15 protein-coding genes are annotated in these 16,818 nt (G+C 63.5%); 9 read left to right on the forward strand and 6 right to left on the reverse strand.

All coding sequences use genetic code 11. From position 1 onward, the window contains the following. The first annotated feature begins 1 nt into the window (after window position 1). From ACP15N_RS00105 to ACP15N_RS00115, 3 genes are read left to right on the forward strand one after another with little or no spacing between them, the layout of a single operon-like run. On the forward strand, window positions 2–916 hold the full coding sequence (locus ACP15N_RS00105; protein WP_425090183.1) for a manganese/iron ABC transporter ATP-binding protein: 915 nt from the start codon (window positions 2–4) through the stop codon (window positions 914–916). Then, window positions 913–1,773, forward strand: coding sequence for a metal ABC transporter permease (locus tag ACP15N_RS00110; protein WP_425090184.1), 861 nt, complete (start codon window positions 913–915; stop codon window positions 1,771–1,773). Before ACP15N_RS00105 ends, ACP15N_RS00110 begins: the two co-directional genes overlap by 4 nt. Continuing rightward, window positions 1,770–2,642 carry a metal ABC transporter permease gene (locus ACP15N_RS00115; RefSeq protein ID WP_425090185.1) on the forward strand — a complete coding sequence of 291 codons (873 nt, stop codon included), beginning with the start codon at window positions 1,770–1,772 and terminating at the stop codon, window positions 2,640–2,642. Before ACP15N_RS00110 ends, ACP15N_RS00115 begins: the two co-directional genes overlap by 4 nt. Here the strand turns inward: ACP15N_RS00115 and ACP15N_RS00120 are convergent. Genes ACP15N_RS00120 through ACP15N_RS00130 form a run of 3 tightly spaced genes read right to left on the reverse strand, consistent with a single transcriptional unit; the run spans window position 2,615 to window position 5,980 of the window. After that, window positions 2,615–3,601 (reverse strand): glucokinase, encoded by a 987-nt coding sequence (locus ACP15N_RS00120; protein WP_425090186.1) that lies wholly within the window; start codon window positions 3,599–3,601, stop codon window positions 2,615–2,617. The two genes, ACP15N_RS00115 and ACP15N_RS00120, sit on opposite strands and share 28 nt — an antisense overlap. A gap of 37 nt (window positions 3,602–3,638) precedes the next feature. Then, on the reverse strand, window positions 3,639–4,952 hold the full coding sequence (locus ACP15N_RS00125) for a GH1 family beta-glucosidase (RefSeq protein ID WP_425090187.1): 1,314 nt from the start codon (window positions 4,950–4,952) through the stop codon (window positions 3,639–3,641). Beyond that, window positions 4,949–5,980, reverse strand: a complete 1,032-nt coding sequence (locus ACP15N_RS00130) for a LacI family DNA-binding transcriptional regulator (RefSeq protein ID WP_425090188.1) — start codon at window positions 5,978–5,980, stop codon at window positions 4,949–4,951. Before ACP15N_RS00130 ends, ACP15N_RS00125 begins: the two co-directional genes overlap by 4 nt. Before the next feature lie 262 nt (window positions 5,981–6,242). On the opposite strand from ACP15N_RS00130, the gene ACP15N_RS00135 reads away from it, so the two are divergent. The 5 genes from ACP15N_RS00135 (at window position 6,243) to ACP15N_RS00155 (ending at window position 12,666) form a co-directional block, all read left to right on the forward strand. Further along, window positions 6,243–7,601: an ABC transporter substrate-binding protein gene (locus tag ACP15N_RS00135; RefSeq protein ID WP_425090189.1), complete on the forward strand. Its 1,359-nt coding sequence runs from the start codon at window positions 6,243–6,245 to the stop codon at window positions 7,599–7,601. 66 nt (window positions 7,602–7,667) lie between these two features. After that, window positions 7,668–8,672, forward strand: coding sequence for a carbohydrate ABC transporter permease (locus ACP15N_RS00140; protein ID WP_425090190.1), 1,005 nt, complete (start codon window positions 7,668–7,670; stop codon window positions 8,670–8,672). A 10-nt stretch (window positions 8,673–8,682) separates the two neighbouring features. Beyond that, entirely contained in the window at window positions 8,683–9,840 is a 1,158-nt protein-coding gene (locus ACP15N_RS00145) for a carbohydrate ABC transporter permease (RefSeq protein ID WP_425090191.1), read from the forward strand. A 21-nt stretch (window positions 9,841–9,861) separates the two neighbouring features. After that, complete coding sequence (locus ACP15N_RS00150; RefSeq protein ID WP_425091578.1) at window positions 9,862–11,508, forward strand: alpha-amylase family glycosyl hydrolase; 1,647 nt, start codon at window positions 9,862–9,864, stop codon at window positions 11,506–11,508. Between the two features lie 36 nt (window positions 11,509–11,544). Next, window positions 11,545–12,666, forward strand: coding sequence for an ABC transporter ATP-binding protein (locus ACP15N_RS00155; protein ID WP_425090192.1), 1,122 nt, complete (start codon window positions 11,545–11,547; stop codon window positions 12,664–12,666). 110 nt (window positions 12,667–12,776) lie between these two features. On the opposite strand, the gene ACP15N_RS00160 is transcribed toward ACP15N_RS00155, so the two are convergent. From ACP15N_RS00160 to ACP15N_RS00170, 3 genes are read right to left on the reverse strand one after another with little or no spacing between them, the layout of a single operon-like run. Then, window positions 12,777–14,162 (reverse strand): TRAP transporter large permease, encoded by a 1,386-nt coding sequence (locus ACP15N_RS00160; protein ID WP_425091579.1) that lies wholly within the window; start codon window positions 14,160–14,162, stop codon window positions 12,777–12,779. Between the two features lie 31 nt (window positions 14,163–14,193). Further along, window positions 14,194–14,814 carry a TRAP transporter small permease subunit gene (locus tag ACP15N_RS00165; protein ID WP_425090193.1) on the reverse strand — a complete coding sequence of 207 codons (621 nt, stop codon included), beginning with the start codon at window positions 14,812–14,814 and terminating at the stop codon, window positions 14,194–14,196. 56 nt (window positions 14,815–14,870) lie between these two features. Continuing rightward, window positions 14,871–15,884: a C4-dicarboxylate TRAP transporter substrate-binding protein gene (locus ACP15N_RS00170; RefSeq protein ID WP_425090194.1), complete on the reverse strand. Its 1,014-nt coding sequence runs from the start codon at window positions 15,882–15,884 to the stop codon at window positions 14,871–14,873. A 98-nt stretch (window positions 15,885–15,982) separates the two neighbouring features. Here ACP15N_RS00170 and ACP15N_RS00175 point away from each other — a divergent pair, with 98 nt between their 5' ends. Further along, a complete protein-coding gene (locus ACP15N_RS00175) occupies window positions 15,983–16,762 on the forward strand; it encodes an HpcH/HpaI aldolase family protein (protein WP_425090195.1) in 780 nt (259 codons plus the stop codon). Window positions 16,763–16,818: the final 56 nt, after the last annotated feature.

Consider the following 16,818-nt stretch of genomic DNA (forward strand, 5'->3'; position numbering starts at 1 on the left):
CATGCGTGACCTTGCCCCGGACACCAACACCGACTTCGCGGGCCTGCGGGCCCGCGATGTCACCGTGACCTACCGCAATGGGCTGACCGCCCTGACAGCGGCCAGTTTCGAGGTGCCCGCAGGGTCGATTACCGCGCTGGTTGGCGTGAACGGGGCAGGGAAATCCACGCTGTTCAAGGCGATCATGGGGTTCGTGCCGGTTGCGCAGGGCGAAATCGACATTCTGGGCATGTCCGTCAAGGAGGCGCTGCGGCGCAACATCGTGGCCTACGTCCCGCAGGCCGAAGAGGTCGACTGGGCCTTTCCGGTGCTTGTCGAAGACGTGGTGATGATGGGGCGCTACGGGCATATGGGCCTGCTGCGGCGGCCACGCGCCACAGACCGCGCGGTGGTTGCCGAAGCGCTGGAGCGGGTTGGCATGAGCGCCTATCGCACGCGGCAAATCGGAGAGCTGTCCGGCGGGCAACGCAAGCGGGTGTTTCTGGCCCGCGCGCTCGCGCAGGAAGGGCAGGTCATCCTGCTGGATGAGCCTTTCACCGGCGTGGATGTCCAGACCGAGGAGGCGATCATCGCCCTGTTGCGCGACCTGCGGGACGAGGGACGGGTGATGCTCGTCTCGACCCACAACCTCGGGTCAGTGCCGGAGTTCTGCGACCGGACGATTTTGGTCAAGGGTACGGTTCTGGGCTACGGGCCGACCGAGACGACATTTACCCAGGCCAATCTGGAGGCCGCATTCGGCGGCGTGCTGCGCCACTTCGTGCTGGAAGGGTCGGAGTTGCATGACGATGACGACGCGCGCAAGGTGATGATCTTCACCGATGATGAGCGTCCGCTCGTGACCTATGACGAGGTCACGCAGACCACGTCGCCCGTACCCGCACAGCAGGCGCGCAAACCGGGCGAGGGGCCATGACCACCCTGCTGGAGCCGTTCGCCTATGGCTACATGACCAACGCGATCTGGGTCAGTGCGCTGGTCGGCGCGGTCTGTGCGTTCCTGTCGGCCTACCTCATGCTGAAGGGCTGGTCGCTGATCGGCGACGCGCTGAGCCACGCGATCGTGCCGGGAGTGGCGGGCGCGTACATGCTGGGTCTGCCGTTCGCGCTTGGCGCGTTTCTGGCGGGCGGACTGGCGGCGGGCGCCATGCTGTTTCTGAACCAGCGCTCGGGCCTCAAAGAGGACGCGATCATCGGTCTGATCTTCACCGCGTTTTTCGGGTTGGGGTTGTTCATGGTCTCGGTCAGCCCGGTGCAGATCGATGTGCAGACGATCCTGCTGGGCAACATCCTGGCGATCAGTCCGGGTGACACGGTGCAACTGGTCATCATTGGCGTGGTGTCGATGGCGGTGCTCCTGGTGCTGTGGAAGGACCTGATGGTGGCGTTTTTCGATGAGAACCACGCACGGTCCATCGGCTTACGCCCCGGGTTTCTGAAGTTCGTGTTCTTCGTCTTGCTGGCGGCCTGCACGGTGGCGGCGTTGCAGACCGTGGGCGCGTTTCTGGTCATTGCGATGGTGGTGACGCCGGGGGCGACGGCGTACCTGCTGACCGACCGGTTTCCGCGTTTGCTGATGGTGTCCGTTGCCATCGGGGCGGGGACGGCGGCGGTGGGCGCATATCTGTCCTACTTCATCGATGGGGCGACCGGCGGCGTGATCATCACCCTGCAAACGCTGCTGTTCCTGCTGGCGTTTGTGTTTGCGCCCAAGCACGGGCTTCTGGCCTCCAAGCGCCGGGCCGCGGACGCGCTGCGAAAGGGGCCGGCATGATCGAGACGCTGCTTGCCCCGTTCCTGTTTCCGTTCATGCAGAACGCGTTCCTGATCGCGGTCCTGATCGGGGTGCCCTGTGCGGTGCTGTCGTGTTTCGTCGTGCTGAAGGGCTGGTCCCTGATGGGGGATGCGATCAGCCACGCGGTGCTGCCGGGGATCGTGCTGGCCTATATCGCGGGCATTCCACTGATTGTCGGCGCGTTTGCGGCGGGTATGTTCTGCGCGCTGTCGGTCGGGTATCTGGGCGTCAACAGCCGGGTGAAGCAGGACACGGTGATGGGTGTCGTGTTTTCGGGCATGTTCGGGATCGGTCTGGTTCTTTATACAAAGACCGAAACCTCGGTGCATCTGGATCACATCCTGCTGGGCAACATGCTGGGCGTCGGGACGGCGGATCTGTGGACTGCCGGGATCATCGCTGGCGTGGTTTGCCTGGTCATGGCGGTGAAGTGGCGCGATTTCCTGCTGCATGCGTTTGACCCGGCGCAGGCCCATGCGGTGGGCTTGCGCACGGGCTGGTTGCACTACGGGATGCTGGCGCTGATTTCGCTGACCATCGTTGCGGTGCTGAAGGCGGTGGGCATCGTGCTGGCCATAGGTCTGCTGATCGCGCCGGGGGCGATCGCGTTCCTGATCACGCGGCGGTTTGAGCGGATGCTCGTCTGGGCGGTGGGGTTGACCGTGCTGGCGGGGATCGGTGGCGTTTATGCGAGCTTCTGGCTTGACTCCGCACCGGCGCCGACGGTGATCCTGATCCTGACGGCGATGTTTTTGGTCGCGTTCGTGCGGCGGATGGTGCTGGCCCGGCGCAGCACACAGATCGGGGCGGCGCAGCCCTCTCAGGAGGTGGGGCTGCCGGCCCCGTGATGCGCGCCTTGCGCAAGATAGGCCGCGCAACCGGTCAGCGCGGCGAAGTCATCCTCCAGCAGCCAGACCGGGAACTGGCGCATGAACCCGGCGAACCGGCCCTTGTTGGCAAAGGCCTCGGCAAAGCTCATCTGTTCCAGGTAGGGGCCCATTGCGCGGGCCACGCCGCCCACCAGATAGACCCCGCCGAAGGGCAGGTGGATGAGCGAGAGGTTGCCCGCAACCGTGCCCATCAACCCGATGAAAAGCTCCAGCGTGTCGAGCGCGTGGCGGTCGCCTGCGGCGGCGCGCGCCATTATCTCGGCCGCAGGCGGGACGGCGCGGTCCGGGTCGGCGGCCAGAAAGGCATGGACCCGCTCGATCCCGCGACCCGACAGGACATCCTCGACCGCCGGAAAGCCATGGGCGGTTTCGACGAACCGGCACAGGCGCAATTCGCGTTCCGTGCGCACGGGCAGGTTGGCGTGACCCGCCTCGGACGGGCAGACATGGCGCCCGCCGGGGGTGTGCAGCACGGCGGCGGCGTTGAAGCCCGTGCCGATGCCGATCATCAGGCAGGTCTCGGTCCGGGCCGGGGCGGGGCGTGCGATGACCGGGGTCAGCGCCCCCGGTGCGATATCGCCCAACGCATAGCCCTGCGCTACGAGGTCGTTGAGAAGCGCCACATGGGCGGCGCCGGTTGCGTCGCGCAAGAGCGCTTCGTCCATGCGCCAGTCGAGATTGGTGAGGCTGCCGACACCGTCGCGGGTTGGCCCGGCCAGCGCCACGCAGGCCCCTGAGACTGTACCCCCGACGCGTTCAAGGTAGGTGCGCAACACCTTGTCGAGGCTGGGATATTCGGCGTTGCGGAACTTCGTGACCGTTTCGGCACGCACCATCGTTCCATCGGCCAAGGCCACACGCGTGTTTGTTCCGCCGATATCGGCGACCAGCACGGGGGCAGTCTGGGGATGGGCCATGGTCGTCTCCGGCAGAATCGGCGCGGGTGTGTTTGCGCTAACGGCTTAACGCCTTTGCCAACGCCTCGAAAGAGGCTTTGGGGCGGCGGGCCAGCGTTTCGAAATCGACCTCGACCAGCCCGAAGCGCTTGCCATACCCGAAAGCCCATTCGTAATTGTCCATCAGCGACCAGACAAAATACCCCGCCACGGGCACCCCGTTGGCCAGCGCCGACTGGACCGAGGCAAGGTGCCGGGCGAGATAGGAAATGCGGTCCTCATCATGCAGGCCGGATGCTGCGGCCATTCCGTTTTCTGTCACGTAGAGTGGCGTGTCGCCGGTGTAGTCCTGCGCGACAGACACCAGGAAATCTGCGAGACCTTGTGGGTAAATCTCCCAATCGAGGTCGGTCTTGGGCAGGGGGCCGGGCACTTCGGCAAGACGGGGCCATGGCCCGTCTGCCGCGGCGATGCGCTTGCAGGTATAGTAGTTCAACCCGACCCAGTCGAGCGGGGCGGAGATGGCATTCATGTCCTCCTGCCAGCCCAACGGCAGGTGCGGGCCCAGCCCGTCAAGCGCGGCGTCGGGATAGGTCCCTTTGGTCAGACCCTGCAGGAAGAACCGGTTGAAGAGGCTGTCATGGCGTGCGGCGGCGGCGCGGTCGGCAGCGACGTCGCTGGCGGGCAAGGCCGCCTCCAGGTTGATGACCGCGCCGAGGTTCGGTTGCCCCCGCGCGCGCATCCGACCGATCGCCTCCGCATGGGATAACAGGATGTGATGCATTGCCCGCGCGGTGGCGCGAATGTCCCGCAGGCCCGGCGCATGGTGGCCGGTGAAGTGGCCCAGCCAGCCCACGCAGACAGGTTCGTTGATCGGGGCGACGGACCACACGCGGTCGCCGATCCGGTCCAGCAGGGTGTCGGTGTAGTCGCCAAACCACTGCGCGATATCGCGGTTGCGCCAGCCGCCAAGGTCCGCCAAGGCGGACGGAAGTTCCCAATGATACAGCGTCAGCGCGGGTTTGATGCCGCGCGCCACCAGCCCGTCGACCAGCCGGTCATAGAAATCCAGCCCCGCCGTGTTGACCGGCCCGCGCCCATCCGGCAGCACGCGCGCCCAGCTGGCTGAAAAACGATACGCGTCCACGCCAAGCGTGGCCAGCAGATCGAGATCTGCGTCGAGGCGCGAAAGGTGGTCGCAGGCGACTGCGCCATCTTCGGCGCCGATGACATTGCCGGGCACGGCGGCGAAGTCATCCCAATGGGTGCGCCCCGCACCGCCCCGGGCATGGCCTTCGATCTGGTAGGCGGAAGTCGCAGTGCCAAACACAAACCCGCCCGGAAACCGGCTGCGCGTGGGAAGCGTGGTCATTGCGCCGTCGGACACGGGCCTGTCGAAGACCCCAGCGTCAGGTCACATTCCCACAACTCCTGTGCAGGGGCCGCGTTCGGATTGGCGATTTGCGCGAGCAGGAGTTCCGCGGTGCGCCGTCCGGCATCACGGACCGATGACCGTGTGGCGGTGAAAACCGGCTCGGACGCGCCATTGCGCAGGTAGCTGATCTCGTCATCATGGGTGACGACCGAGATGTCCCGCCCCATCTGCAACCCATGCTGTGCAATAGCCCGGCGCACACCGATGGCCACGATGATCGACGAGACAAGGAACGCGGTTGGCGGCTTTGGCAGTGTCAGCATCCGGCAGGCGGAGGCGTAGCCGAAGGTCTCGGTCATCTCGTCCGACACCATCAGGTCCGGGCGCGCCGGCACTGCGGCGTCCGACAGAGCCGCTTCGAAACCGCGCCGGCGGCGGATGGCGAAGTCCATATGCTCGTCGCCATTGATCAGGGCGATGTCACGGTGTCCGAGGTCGATCAGCAGCTTGGTCGCCCGTTCGAAGGCGCGGGCGTTGTTGATGTCGAGCCAGCTGTAGTCGCTATCCTCGATCGGAGCGCGCCCGTGAAAGACAAAAGGCAGGCGCACCTCGCGCAGCAGCTCGATCCGGGGATCCTCCAGCCTTGGGGCATGGACGATCACGCCATCCACGGCCTTGCGCGCGGCCAGATCGCGATAGGCGTCCAGTTCCTTTTCGATGTGTACGTTGGACAGGATCATGTCGTACCCGGCGGCGGCATAGGTCTCACCCGCGCCGGCGATGAAGTCACCGAAAATCGGATTGACCATCTCCGTCGTGCTGGAGGTCGGGATGACGTGCCCGATGGTCATCGCGCGTCCGGTTGCAAGCGATTTGGCTTGCGACGATGGCGAATAGTTATGCTCCTTCGCGGCCGCGAGGATCCGCCTTCGCGTCGCTTCCGACACTTCGGGGTAGCCGTTGAGCGCACGACTCACCGTTGTTGGCGAGAGGCCAAGTTTCTCCGAGAGCTGTTTGAGGTTCATCAGGGCCGTAACTGGTTAGCGAGTGTTCGGTAAGTGTAAGCTGCGAAAACCGTGTTCGTCAAAAGCATAAAACACCGGCACTGACCTTGGGTCATCCGCGCAGGTTGCAAAAGAACTAGGCAAGAGTGGGATTTGTATGATTGACTTATGCCGTGGGTTTGAAGATTGTAACTGCATCCAAAGCGCTTTGGGCGATGAAATTCGTTCTGGGGCGGGATTTGAACAGGCGGCTCCGAAAGACGTGCCGCGAGGGAGGATATCGATGAAGAGATCGCTTTTGGCGAGTGCTGCGGCACTGGCCCTGTGCGCGCAGTCGGGCCATGCCGGCGGGCATTTGCCCTTTGCCGAGGGCGAAGGTGCATTCAACTGGGACAGCTATGCCGCCTATGCGGCAGCCACGGACTTGTCGGGGCAATCACTGGCTATTTTCGGCCCCTGGCTGGCGGGTGAGGCTGACGCGTTCACGGCGCTGGTCAACTACTTCAACGAGGCAACGGGGGCGCAGGCCACCTATGTGGGGTCCGACAGTCTGGAGCAGCAGATCGTTATTGATGCCGAGGCCGGATCGGCCCCGGACCTGACGGTATTTCCGCAACCGGGACTGGCTGCGACGATGGCCGGGCGCGGGTTCCTGACGCCGCTGCCCGACGGGTCGGCAGATTGGATACGCGACAACTATGCCGCCGGGCAGTCTTGGATCGATCTGGGCACCTATGCGAATGAGGGCGGCGCAGACGAGCTTTACGGGTTCTTCTTCAACGTGAACGTCAAGTCGCTGGTCTGGTACATTCCCGAGAATTTCGAGGATTTCGAGTACGAGATCCCCGAGTCGATGGAAGAATTCAAGGCGTTGATGGACCAGATGGTTGCCGATGGTCAGACACCGCTTTGCGTGGGGCTCGGGTCGGGTGGCGCGACGGGCTGGCCTGCGACCGACTGGGTCGAGGACCTGATGCTGCGCACCCAGCCACCCGAGGTTTACGATGCCTGGGTCAGCAACGAGATGCCATTTGACGATCCGCGTGTTGTCGCCGCGATCGAAGAGTATGGCAGCTTCACCCGCAATGATGATTACGTGGTCGGCAACGCCAATGACACCGCGTCCATCGACTTCCGCGAAAGCCCCAAGGGTCTGTTCGCTTCGCCGCCCGAATGCATGATGCACCGTCAGGCAAGCTTTATTCCGGCGTACTTCCCCGAGGGCACGGAACTGGGCGAGGATGCGGATTTCTTCTACTTCCCGGCCTATGCCGAGAAGGACCTCGGCACGCCGGTTCTGGGGGCGGGTACCCTGTTCGCGATCACCAACGACAACCCGGCGGCAGGCGCGTTTCTGGAGTTTCTGCAAACGCCGTTTGCCCATGAGGTCATGATGGCGCAGGACGGCTTCCTGACCCCGTACACAGGGGCGAACCCGGACGCCTATGCATCGGACACGCTGCGCAAGCAGGGGGCGATCCTGACCAATGCGACCACGTTCCGGTTTGATGGCTCCGACCTGATGCCGGGCGGCGTGGGCGCGGGCACGTTCTGGACCGGCATGGTCGATTACTCTTCGGGCGCGAAGACCGCCGCGGAGGCGGCGTCTGAGATCCAGTCGAGCTGGGACGCGTTGAAATAAAGCGCTGCGCGCCGCCCGAAATCACCCGGGCGGCGCACCATCCGATCACGGCGCGAGGAGGGGACCATGCATCCGGCATTTCAGGGACTGTTGACCATTGTCATCGGGGTTTCGGCCTGCGTGGGGTATTTCTACTTCGCCAACCAGTTCCTCGACAAAGTGCTGTACCCGGCGCGGGGGGCTAATGCGGGGCGCAACATCAACCGCGCCAACCAGATCCGTCCGTGGATTTTCCTGTTTCCCGCGATCTTCGTGCTGGGCCTTTACCTGGGCTACCCGGTGGTTGAGACCCTTCGCCTGTCGCTGACCGAGCGAGTGCCGGGCGGTGGCTACCAGTGGGTCGGCCTCGACAATTACGCGCAGATGGCTGCCGAGCCGAAGTTCTGGGAAGCGATGCGCAACAACGCGTTCTGGTTGATCGTCGTGCCTGCGATGTCCACCGCCTTTGGCTTGCTGGCAGCGCAACTGACCGACCGGATCAAATGGGGCAATCTGGCAAAGTCGATCATCTTCATGCCGATGGCGATCAGCTTTGTCGGCGCGTCGGTGATCTGGAAACTCGTGTATGACGGACGCCCGATCGAGCAAGAGCAGATCGGCATCCTGAACGCGATCATCGTGGCACTGGGGGGCGATCCGGTCACGTTCCTGACCATCCCGTTCTGGAACAGTTTCTTTCTGATGATCGTGCTTGTCTGGGTGCAGACGGGCTTTGCGATGGTGATCCTGTCCGCCGCGCTGCGGGGTATCCCCGAGGAAACCGTGGAGGCCGCGATCATCGACGGGGCCTCGCCCTGGCAGGTGTTTTTCAAGATCAAGGTGCCGCAGATCATGCCGACCGTGGTGGTGGTCTGGACCACGATCACTCTGGTGGTCCTGAAGGTGTTCGACATCGTGTTCGCGATGACCAACGGCCAGTGGGAAACACAGGTGCTGGCCAATTACATGTTCGACAAGCTCTTCCGCGCCAATGACTGGGGCGTGGGGTCGGCCAGTGCGATGGTGATCATGCTGCTGGTGACGCCCATCCTGATCTGGAACATCCGCTCCGCGCGGAAAGAAATGAAATAGGAGCGGCGTCATGGACAATATTGCAGGCACCAAATCGTCGCTCACATGGGCCGTCCACATCTCGGTCGTGGCGCTTGTCCTGTTGTGGCTGCTGCCGACACTGGGGCTGTTCGTGTCGTCCTTCCGCACGGTGGACCAGATTTCCACCAGCGGATGGTGGAAGGCGATGTTTCCGTCCGAGCAGAACCTCACGCTGCGGGCGGCGGACCCGGATGACTTCCGCGTGCAGCAAGGCGATCTGTTCGTGGTCGAGGGTAACCTGTTCGAAGATGAGGGCATCGAAGGGGCCACCATCAGCGTCTGGGGTACATCGAGCCGCAACGTGACCGCCTACACCGCAGGCGAGACCGCCGATCTGGGCGACGGAGAAACCATTACCGTGCAGGCCGATGGCGCCTATGTCTGGTCCGGCAATGACGAGCAGATGGGCGGGCGCGGCCAGCGCGTGTTCGTGACGGCAGAAACCCCGCCTGAGTTCACGCTGGAGAACTACGAGAACATGCTGCTGGACCCGGCCAATGCCGAGGGCATGACGCGCGCGTTCTTCAACACGCTGACGGTGACGATCCCGGCCACGATCATCCCGATCCTGATTGCGGCCTTCGCGGCTTACGCGCTGGCGTGGATGGAGTTTCCGGGCCGTGCGCTGCTGATCGCGGCAGTTGTCGGCTTGCTCGTCGTGCCGTTGCAACTGGCGCTGATCCCGCTGCTGAAACTGCACAATGATATCGGGATCGGCAAAGGGTACCTGGGCGTCTGGCTGGCGCATACCGGCTTTGGCATGCCGTTGGCGATTTACCTGTTGCGCAACTACATGGTCGGCCTGCCGCGCGATATCATCGAGAATGCCAAGGTCGATGGCGCGACGGATTTCCAGATCTTTACCAAGATCGTTCTGCCGCTGTCCTTCCCGGCGCTTGCGTCCTTTGCGATCTTTCAGTTCCTGTGGACGTGGAATGACCTGTTGGTGGCCAAGGTGTTCCTGATCGATGCGACGGGGCAGACCACGGTGATGACCAACCAGATCGTGGAGCTTCTGGGCACGCGTGGCGGTAACTGGGAGATACTGGCCACAGCCGCCTTCGTCTCGATCGCGGTGCCGCTGATCGTCTTCTTTGCAATGCAACGTTATCTGGTGCGCGGCCTGTTGGCCGGCTCCGTGAAGTAAGGACCAATTCGAGTGAGTGCGATGGCGGACATACGGCAGGTCGAGGCGCTTGCTTCGGACCCGGACTGGTGGCGGGGGGCGGTGATCTATCAGATCTATCCGCGCAGTTTTCAGGACGCCAATGGGGACGGTATCGGTGATCTTCTGGGGATCGTGGAACGGATGCCCTATATCGCCTCGCTTGGGGTGGATGCGATCTGGATCAGCCCGTTCTTCACCTCGCCCATGAAAGACTTCGGCTACGACGTCAGCGATTATTGCGATGTCGATCCGATGTTCGGCAGTCTTGCGGATTTCGATGTGCTGGTCGAGACCGCGCATGCGCTGGGGCTGCGGGTGATGATCGATCTGGTGCTGAGCCATACCTCGGACCAGCACCCGTGGTTTGCGGAAAGCCGCGCGAGCCGGGACAACCCCAAAGCCGATTGGTATGTCTGGGCGGACCCGAAGCCTGACGGCACGCCGCCCAACAACTGGCTGTCGATCTTTGGCGGGTCGGGCTGGCACTGGGATGCGAGGCGCGAGCAATACTACCTGCACAACTTCCTGACCTCGCAGCCTGATCTGAACTTCCACTGCGAGGCTGTGCAGGACGCATTGCTGGATGTCGCGCGGTTCTGGCTGGGGCGCGGGGTGGATGGATTTCGTCTCGATACGATCAACTTCTACACCCATGACGCGCAGTTGCGGGACAACCCGCCGCTCCCGCCAGAAGAGCGCAACGCGACGATTGCCCCGAGTGTGAACCCCTACAATCACCAGATGCATCTCTACTCCAAGAACCAGCCGGAGAACCTGGAGTTCCTCGCGAAGTTCCGCGCCGTGATGGAGGAGTTCGACAGCATCGCCGCCGTGGGCGAGGTGGGCGACGCGCAGCGCGGGCTGGAGATCCTGGGCGATTACACCACCGGAGATCAGGGCGTGCACATGTGCTACGCGTTCGAGTTTCTGGCCAAGGACAAGCTGACCGCCGCGCGCGTGGCCGAGGTTCTGGGCAAGGTGGCCGAGGTGGCTGCCGATGGCTGGGCGTGCTGGGCGTTCTCGAACCATGACGTGATGCGCCATGTCACCCGCTGGGGTCTGACACCGGCGGCGCAGCGCGCGCTGGTGACGCTGATCGTGAGCCTGCGCGGGTCCGTGTGCCTTTATCAGGGGGAGGAGTTGGGCCTGACCGAGGCGGATGTGGCGCTTGAGGATTTGCAGGACCCCTACGGCATCGAATTCTGGCCCGAGTACAAGGGGCGCGACGGATGCCGGACACCGATGGTCTGGCAGACGGACAACCTGCATGGCGGGTTTTCGAAGGTGCGGCCGTGGTTGCCGGTGTCGACCGATCATCTGCACCATTCGGTTGACGCGCAGGAGGCGATGCCCGAGGCCCTGTTGCACCATTACCGGCGCGCAATCGCGTTCCGCAAGGCACAGCCGGCCCTTGCCAAGGGCGCGTTGGAGGATCTGTCGGTGCAAGGCGATGTGCTGCGCTTTCGCCGAGTATATAACGGGGTCGAGGTCTTTTTCGCGCTCAACATGAGCGAGGCGCCCGGATTGACCGACCTGCCTGCGGGACGGTGGCTGCACATCGGGGCAGAGCTGAATTCCGCGGGCGCAGGGCCCGACGGGCGCGTACATCTGGGGCCGTGGCAGCCCGCGATCGCGATCAAGGCGTAAGGCAGGGGCCGGGGAGACCCGGAGGGGAGGACGAAAATGGCGAACCTGAAGCTGACGGGCGTTGAAAAAGCCTATGGCGAGGTGAAGGTCCTGTCGGATATCGATCTCGATATCCAGCAGGGCGAGTTGATCGTGTTCGTGGGCCCGTCGGGCTGCGGGAAGTCAACCTTGCTGCGGATGATCGCAGGGCTGGAGCGGATCACCGGTGGAACGCTTGAGATCGACGATGTGGTGGTCAACGACGTGCCGCCAGCGCAGCGCGGGATCGCCATGGTGTTCCAGTCCTACGCGCTTTATCCGCACATGACGGTGCGGGAGAACATGTCCTTTGCCCTGAAGATCGCAAAGAAACCCCAGGAAGAGATCGATGCGGCCGTGGAGGCGGCTGCCGAGAAGTTGCAGCTTGGCCAGTACCTGGACCGGTTGCCCAAGGCGCTTTCGGGGGGGCAGCGGCAGCGGGTTGCCATCGGGCGTTCGATCGTTCGGGACCCGAAAGTGTACCTGTTTGACGAGCCGCTCTCGAACCTCGACGCCGCCTTGCGCGTGGCGACCCGTCTGGAGATTGCGCAGCTGAAGGAGGCAATGCCGGAATCCACCATGGTCTACGTCACCCATGACCAGGTGGAGGCGATGACGCTTGCGAGCCGGATCGTGGTTCTGGCAGGCGGCGGGGTCGCGCAGGTGGGCAGCCCGCTTGAGCTTTATGAGAAGCCGGAAAACGAGTTCGTGGCCCAGTTCATCGGCAGCCCGAAGATGAACCTGTTGCCGGGCAAGATCGTCGCCACGGGAGAGACGACGACAGTGGAAATGGGCCATGGCGGGCAGGCGGTGTCGCATTACCCCTCTGATGCCGGTTTGATGGGGGCGACGGTGAATGTGGGTGTGCGCCCCGAGGATATGACCGAGGTCACCGATGGCGGGCCATACCTGTACGAGGGGAAGGTCAATATCACCGAGGCGCTGGGGGAGGTCACGCTGCTTTACTTCGACGCGCCCGCGGGGACCGAGCCTGCCATCGCGAAACTGCCGGGTATCCACAAGGACCTCAAAGGGCAGGTGACGCATCTGACGGCCGCGCCGGAGAAAGTGCACATCTTTCACGAGGGCGTGTCGTTGTTGTATCCGCATGGCAAGCACGTGACGTTCGCCCCGCACTAGCGGTGGTGTGATCCAAGGGAAAAGCCCCGCTTCAGCGGGGCTTTGTTGTGTCTGGCACTGCGTGCGGGTTTGCGCTGCGCGCGCAGGTATTTGACCACAGAAGAAACAGGTTAGCCGATCAGGCCCGGCAGGAAGAGCACGATGCCGGGGAACGCGATCAGAACCGCGACCGTGGCCACGTCGGCAACGAAGAAGGGCGACGCACCACGGAATACATCCTGCACGGTGATCGGCAGTTTGCTGTCTTGCGCCACGCCTGCGACCACGAAACAGTTCAGCCCGATGGGCGGCGTGATCAGACAGAGCTCCGCCATCTTGACGACAATGATGCCGAACCAGATCGCCACCTCCTCGGACGTCATGCCGAAGGCGGCCGTTTCGCGGGTCACGTCCGGCCCGCCATTGAGGGCCACCACTGCCGGGAAAGCGACGGGCAGGGTCAGGATCAGCATGCCGATCGCGTCCATGAACATGCCAAGGATCACGTAGACGCCGAGGATCATCAGCAGGATCAGGTAGGGCGAGTACTCCAGCCCGCCGATCCAGTCGGCGAAGGTTTCGGGCAGCTTGGCAAAGCCCAGGAAACGCACATAGATCAGCACGCCCCAGATCATGGTGAAGATCATGACCGAAAGCTTTGCGGCCTCCATCAGCGCGCCCTTGAGCTGGCCCCAGCGCATGCCCTGCCAGAGCGCCATGATCAGCACGACGAACGCGCCGAGTGCGCCCGCCTCTGTCGGGGTCGCCCAGCCGAAGTAGATCGAGTAGACGATGATGAAGACGACGAACAGGATCGGCAGCGCGCCGGGCAGGGACTGGAACCGCTCCCCCCAGCTGTAGCCGCGCACGGGTGGGCCGAGATCCTTGCGGTACTTGGCGAGCCCGATGACGAGCCCCGCGTAGATCAGGGCAGAGACGAGACCGGGCAAGAAACCCGCGAGCAGCAGTTTGCCCACGGATTGTTCGACGATGATCGCGTAAATCACGAGGATGGCCGAGGGCGGGATCAGCGAGGCGAGTGTACCGCCAGCCGCGACCACGCCTGCGGCAAAGCGCTTGTCATAGCCTTCCTTGAGCATTTCGGGGATGGCGATGCGGGCAAAGACGGCAGATGTCGCGACGGATGCACCGGATACGGCGGCAAAGCCTGCGGTGGCGAACACGGTCGCCACGCCGAGGCCGCCCGGCATCCAGCCGACCCAGCGCTTGGCGGCCTCGAACAGATAGCGCGTGAGGCCTGCGTAATAGGCGAGATACCCGATCAGGATGAACGTCGGAATGAGCGACAGGCTGTAGGTTGTTGACTTCGAATGCGGAACCTGCCCGGCGAGTTTCATCGCCGTTACAAGGCCGCGGTCGAACCCCTGTTTTTCCATGAAAAAGATGCAGAGGCCCAGAAAACCGATGAACGCGGTGGCGAAGGCGACGCGCACCCCGATCAGAACGAGGATCACCAAGAGGCCGCTGAGCCAGAGCGATACGTGGAAGATATCGATGCCGTCGAGCAGCGCCTTCATGTCAATGAGGTTATCCATCGACGGTTTTCGCTTCCTTGTTGGCCTGTGTGGCGGCGTCTTCGATCAGCGGCACGGCGACAGGGCGATCCGTGTTCAGTCGCCAGGCGCGCCCAAACCCCCAGATTTGCAGCACAAGACGAACCCAGAGCACGGCCATCGAGACCGGTACAATCAGCTTGGCCGGCCAGAGCGGCAGGGCAATGTCGATGGAACTGTCGGTCGAGAACATCGGCGCGTTCCAGTCGAAGCTGCGTTCAAAGTGGAACCATGTGCCGTAGATGAGCGCTGTGGTCAGCAGCAGCATGAATACGCAGGAAATCCATTCCGCCGCCCAGAGCATACGCCCGCGGAACTGGCCCACGAGGATGTCCATGCGGATATGCCCACCCTCGCGCTGGCAGAACGCGAGGCCGAGAAAGGCGAAGGTGGCCATGAACTGCTCCGTCCAGTCGACGTAGCCCGGCACCGGCGCGTTGAAGAGCTTGCGCCCGACGACGTTGTAGACCGCCAGCAGCACCAGCGCGAAGATCACCACGCCTGCGATCAGGTTCATGGCGGCTTCGAGTTTCAGAAATGTCCGGTCCGCGCGAGACAGGGCTGTCTCGTCGGCCAGCACCGATGATGTGGACATGGGGCCCCCCGCGTGTTTCCGGACCTCTGCAATGAGGCCCGGAAACCTTATTCAGATCAATCGTCTGCGCGAACTTTTTCAAGCGTTGCATAGACCAGATCGTACAGCTCCTGACCGGGCAGACCCTGATCATTCATCGTGTTGATCCAATCCTGATGCAGTGGCAGCGCCACTTCGCGGAACTTCGCGATTTCCTCTTCCGGAACAGTGACTTTCTGGACGTTCTTTTCGGCCAGCGTCGTCTCCCACTTGTCGAGAAGCTCACCATAGTTGGCAAGGTAGTAGTCCACCGCCTCCGGCACGCTTTCATCGAAGATCGCACGATGCTCGTCGCTCAGGTCGTTATAGGCGTCAATGTTGACGACGACCGGGCAGTTGACCGTTCCGGGGTTCAGGTTCTCGGTCCACCAATCCGCAATGTCGATGGTGCGGAACGCCAGATGCGCGTGTTGTGCGAAGGCGACCGTGTCGACCACACCGGATTCCATTGCGTTATACGCTTCGGACGAGGTCACGGAGGTGGGGACACCGCCGACCTTTTCAAATGCCTGACCCAGCCCGCCGGTGGCGCGGACGCGCATGCCGTCGAAATCCGCCAGCGTGGTTTTCGGCTCGCCCGTTCCGGCCAGGTTGTACTGCGGCATCGGCGAGGTCATCACCATCTTGGCATTCCACTGGGCCATTTCCTCGGCCACGGCGGGGTGGTCGTAGACGGCATGGCTGACGGCAACCTCTTCTTCCAGGTTCGCAACCCCAAGGAAGGGCAATTCCAGCACGGTGATCGCGCGGTTCTTGTCGCGGTGGTAGCCCGCGCAGAACTGCGCCATCTCGAACGCGCCGATGGAGATGCCATCGAGGTTCTCGCGGTTCTTGGAGAGACCGCCATAGGAGATGTTCATGGTGAACTCGCCGCCGGACTTTTCCTCTACGAGGTCGGCAAGCTGGTGGATATGTTCGGTGAAGGCGCGGCGGACGCCCCAGACGGAGACGTTCCATTCGGTCGCGAGCGCTTCGCCCACGAAGGTCAGAGACAGCACCGAGGCAACGGTGCCCTTGAGCAGGGTTTTCATGATTTCGTCCTCCCAGACAGGCAAATTCTGTGATCTGCTGGGGAACGACCCTAGCCGGAATGGCGGCGAGGTCCATACCCAAAAGCACGGAGGACGACGTGGCGGCACCGGAAAACAAGCTGAAACAGGCACTTGGCGCGGGCGAGGTACAGATCGGCATCTGGCTGGCATTCGGGTCAGCGGCGGTGGCGGAGCAGGCGGCGGGCTGCGGGTTTGACTGGTGCCTCGTGGACAGCGAGCACAGCCCGAATGATCCCGCGCAGGCCATCGGGCAGTTGCGCGCGCTCGGCGACCGGACGCAGGCGGTGATGCGTGTCCCTGTTGGCGAGGACTGGGTGATCAAGCGGGCGCTCGATCTCGGCGTGCAGAGCCTGATGGTCCCGATGGTGGAAACCGCCGCGCAGGCGGAAGCCGCCGTGCGGGCCATGCGGTATCCGCCCGAGGGGGTACGGGGCATGGGGCCAACCCAGGCCCGTGCGACGCGGTACGGTTTGGTGGAGGATTACGTGTCCACGGCGAACGCGCAGATCTGTTGCATTGTGCAGGTGGAGTCCGCCGCGGCCCTCGCCGCAGCGCCGGAAATCGCCGCGCTGGAGGGGGTGGATTGCGTCTTTATCGGCCCGGCTGATTTGTCTGCGGATATGGGGTATCCCGGACAGGCGGATCATCCGGCGGTGGAGGCGGCGATTGCCGAGGCACTGCCCGCGATCGAGGCGGCGGGGGCCGCGCCGGGCATTCTGGCCTTCGATGCCGAAACCAGCGCGCGCTACCTGTCCTACGGCGCGCGCTTCCTGGGCGTGGGGGCGGATGTGACCAGTTTGCGGGACGCGTTGCGCGGGTTGGCCACCCAGACCCGCCAGATCATCGGGGTCCGCTGAGGGGCCTTCGCCCCGCTATTGGCTTGCCGCCGTCCCGGATTAATGCGAGAGGGAAG

This window comes from Tropicimonas sp. S265A (assembly GCF_049800835.1).
In the GTDB taxonomy this organism is placed as follows: domain Bacteria; phylum Pseudomonadota; class Alphaproteobacteria; order Rhodobacterales; family Rhodobacteraceae; genus Dinoroseobacter.

What these genes read in the sequence shown, in the direction of transcription:
- ACP15N_RS00105 (WP_425090183.1), top strand. Translation starts at nt 2, where the DNA reads ATGCGTGACCTTGCCCCGGACACCAACACCGACTTCGCGGGCCTGCGG.
- ACP15N_RS00110 (WP_425090184.1), top strand. Translation starts at nt 913, where the DNA reads ATGACCACCCTGCTGGAGCCGTTCGCCTATGGCTACATGACCAACGCG.
- ACP15N_RS00115 (WP_425090185.1), top strand. Translation starts at nt 1,770, where the DNA reads ATGATCGAGACGCTGCTTGCCCCGTTCCTGTTTCCGTTCATGCAGAAC.
- ACP15N_RS00120 (WP_425090186.1), bottom strand. Translation starts at nt 3,601, where the DNA reads ATGGCCCATCCCCAGACTGCCCCCGTGCTGGTCGCCGATATCGGCGGA.
- ACP15N_RS00125 (WP_425090187.1), bottom strand. Translation starts at nt 4,952, where the DNA reads ATGACCACGCTTCCCACGCGCAGCCGGTTTCCGGGCGGGTTTGTGTTT.
- ACP15N_RS00130 (WP_425090188.1), bottom strand. Translation starts at nt 5,980, where the DNA reads ATGAACCTCAAACAGCTCTCGGAGAAACTTGGCCTCTCGCCAACAACG.
- ACP15N_RS00135 (WP_425090189.1), top strand. Translation starts at nt 6,243, where the DNA reads ATGAAGAGATCGCTTTTGGCGAGTGCTGCGGCACTGGCCCTGTGCGCG.
- ACP15N_RS00140 (WP_425090190.1), top strand. Translation starts at nt 7,668, where the DNA reads ATGCATCCGGCATTTCAGGGACTGTTGACCATTGTCATCGGGGTTTCG.
- ACP15N_RS00145 (WP_425090191.1), top strand. Translation starts at nt 8,683, where the DNA reads ATGGACAATATTGCAGGCACCAAATCGTCGCTCACATGGGCCGTCCAC.
- ACP15N_RS00150 (WP_425091578.1), top strand. Translation starts at nt 9,862, where the DNA reads ATGGCGGACATACGGCAGGTCGAGGCGCTTGCTTCGGACCCGGACTGG.
- ACP15N_RS00155 (WP_425090192.1), top strand. Translation starts at nt 11,545, where the DNA reads ATGGCGAACCTGAAGCTGACGGGCGTTGAAAAAGCCTATGGCGAGGTG.
- ACP15N_RS00165 (WP_425090193.1), bottom strand. Translation starts at nt 14,814, where the DNA reads ATGTCCACATCATCGGTGCTGGCCGACGAGACAGCCCTGTCTCGCGCG.
- ACP15N_RS00170 (WP_425090194.1), bottom strand. Translation starts at nt 15,884, where the DNA reads ATGAAAACCCTGCTCAAGGGCACCGTTGCCTCGGTGCTGTCTCTGACC.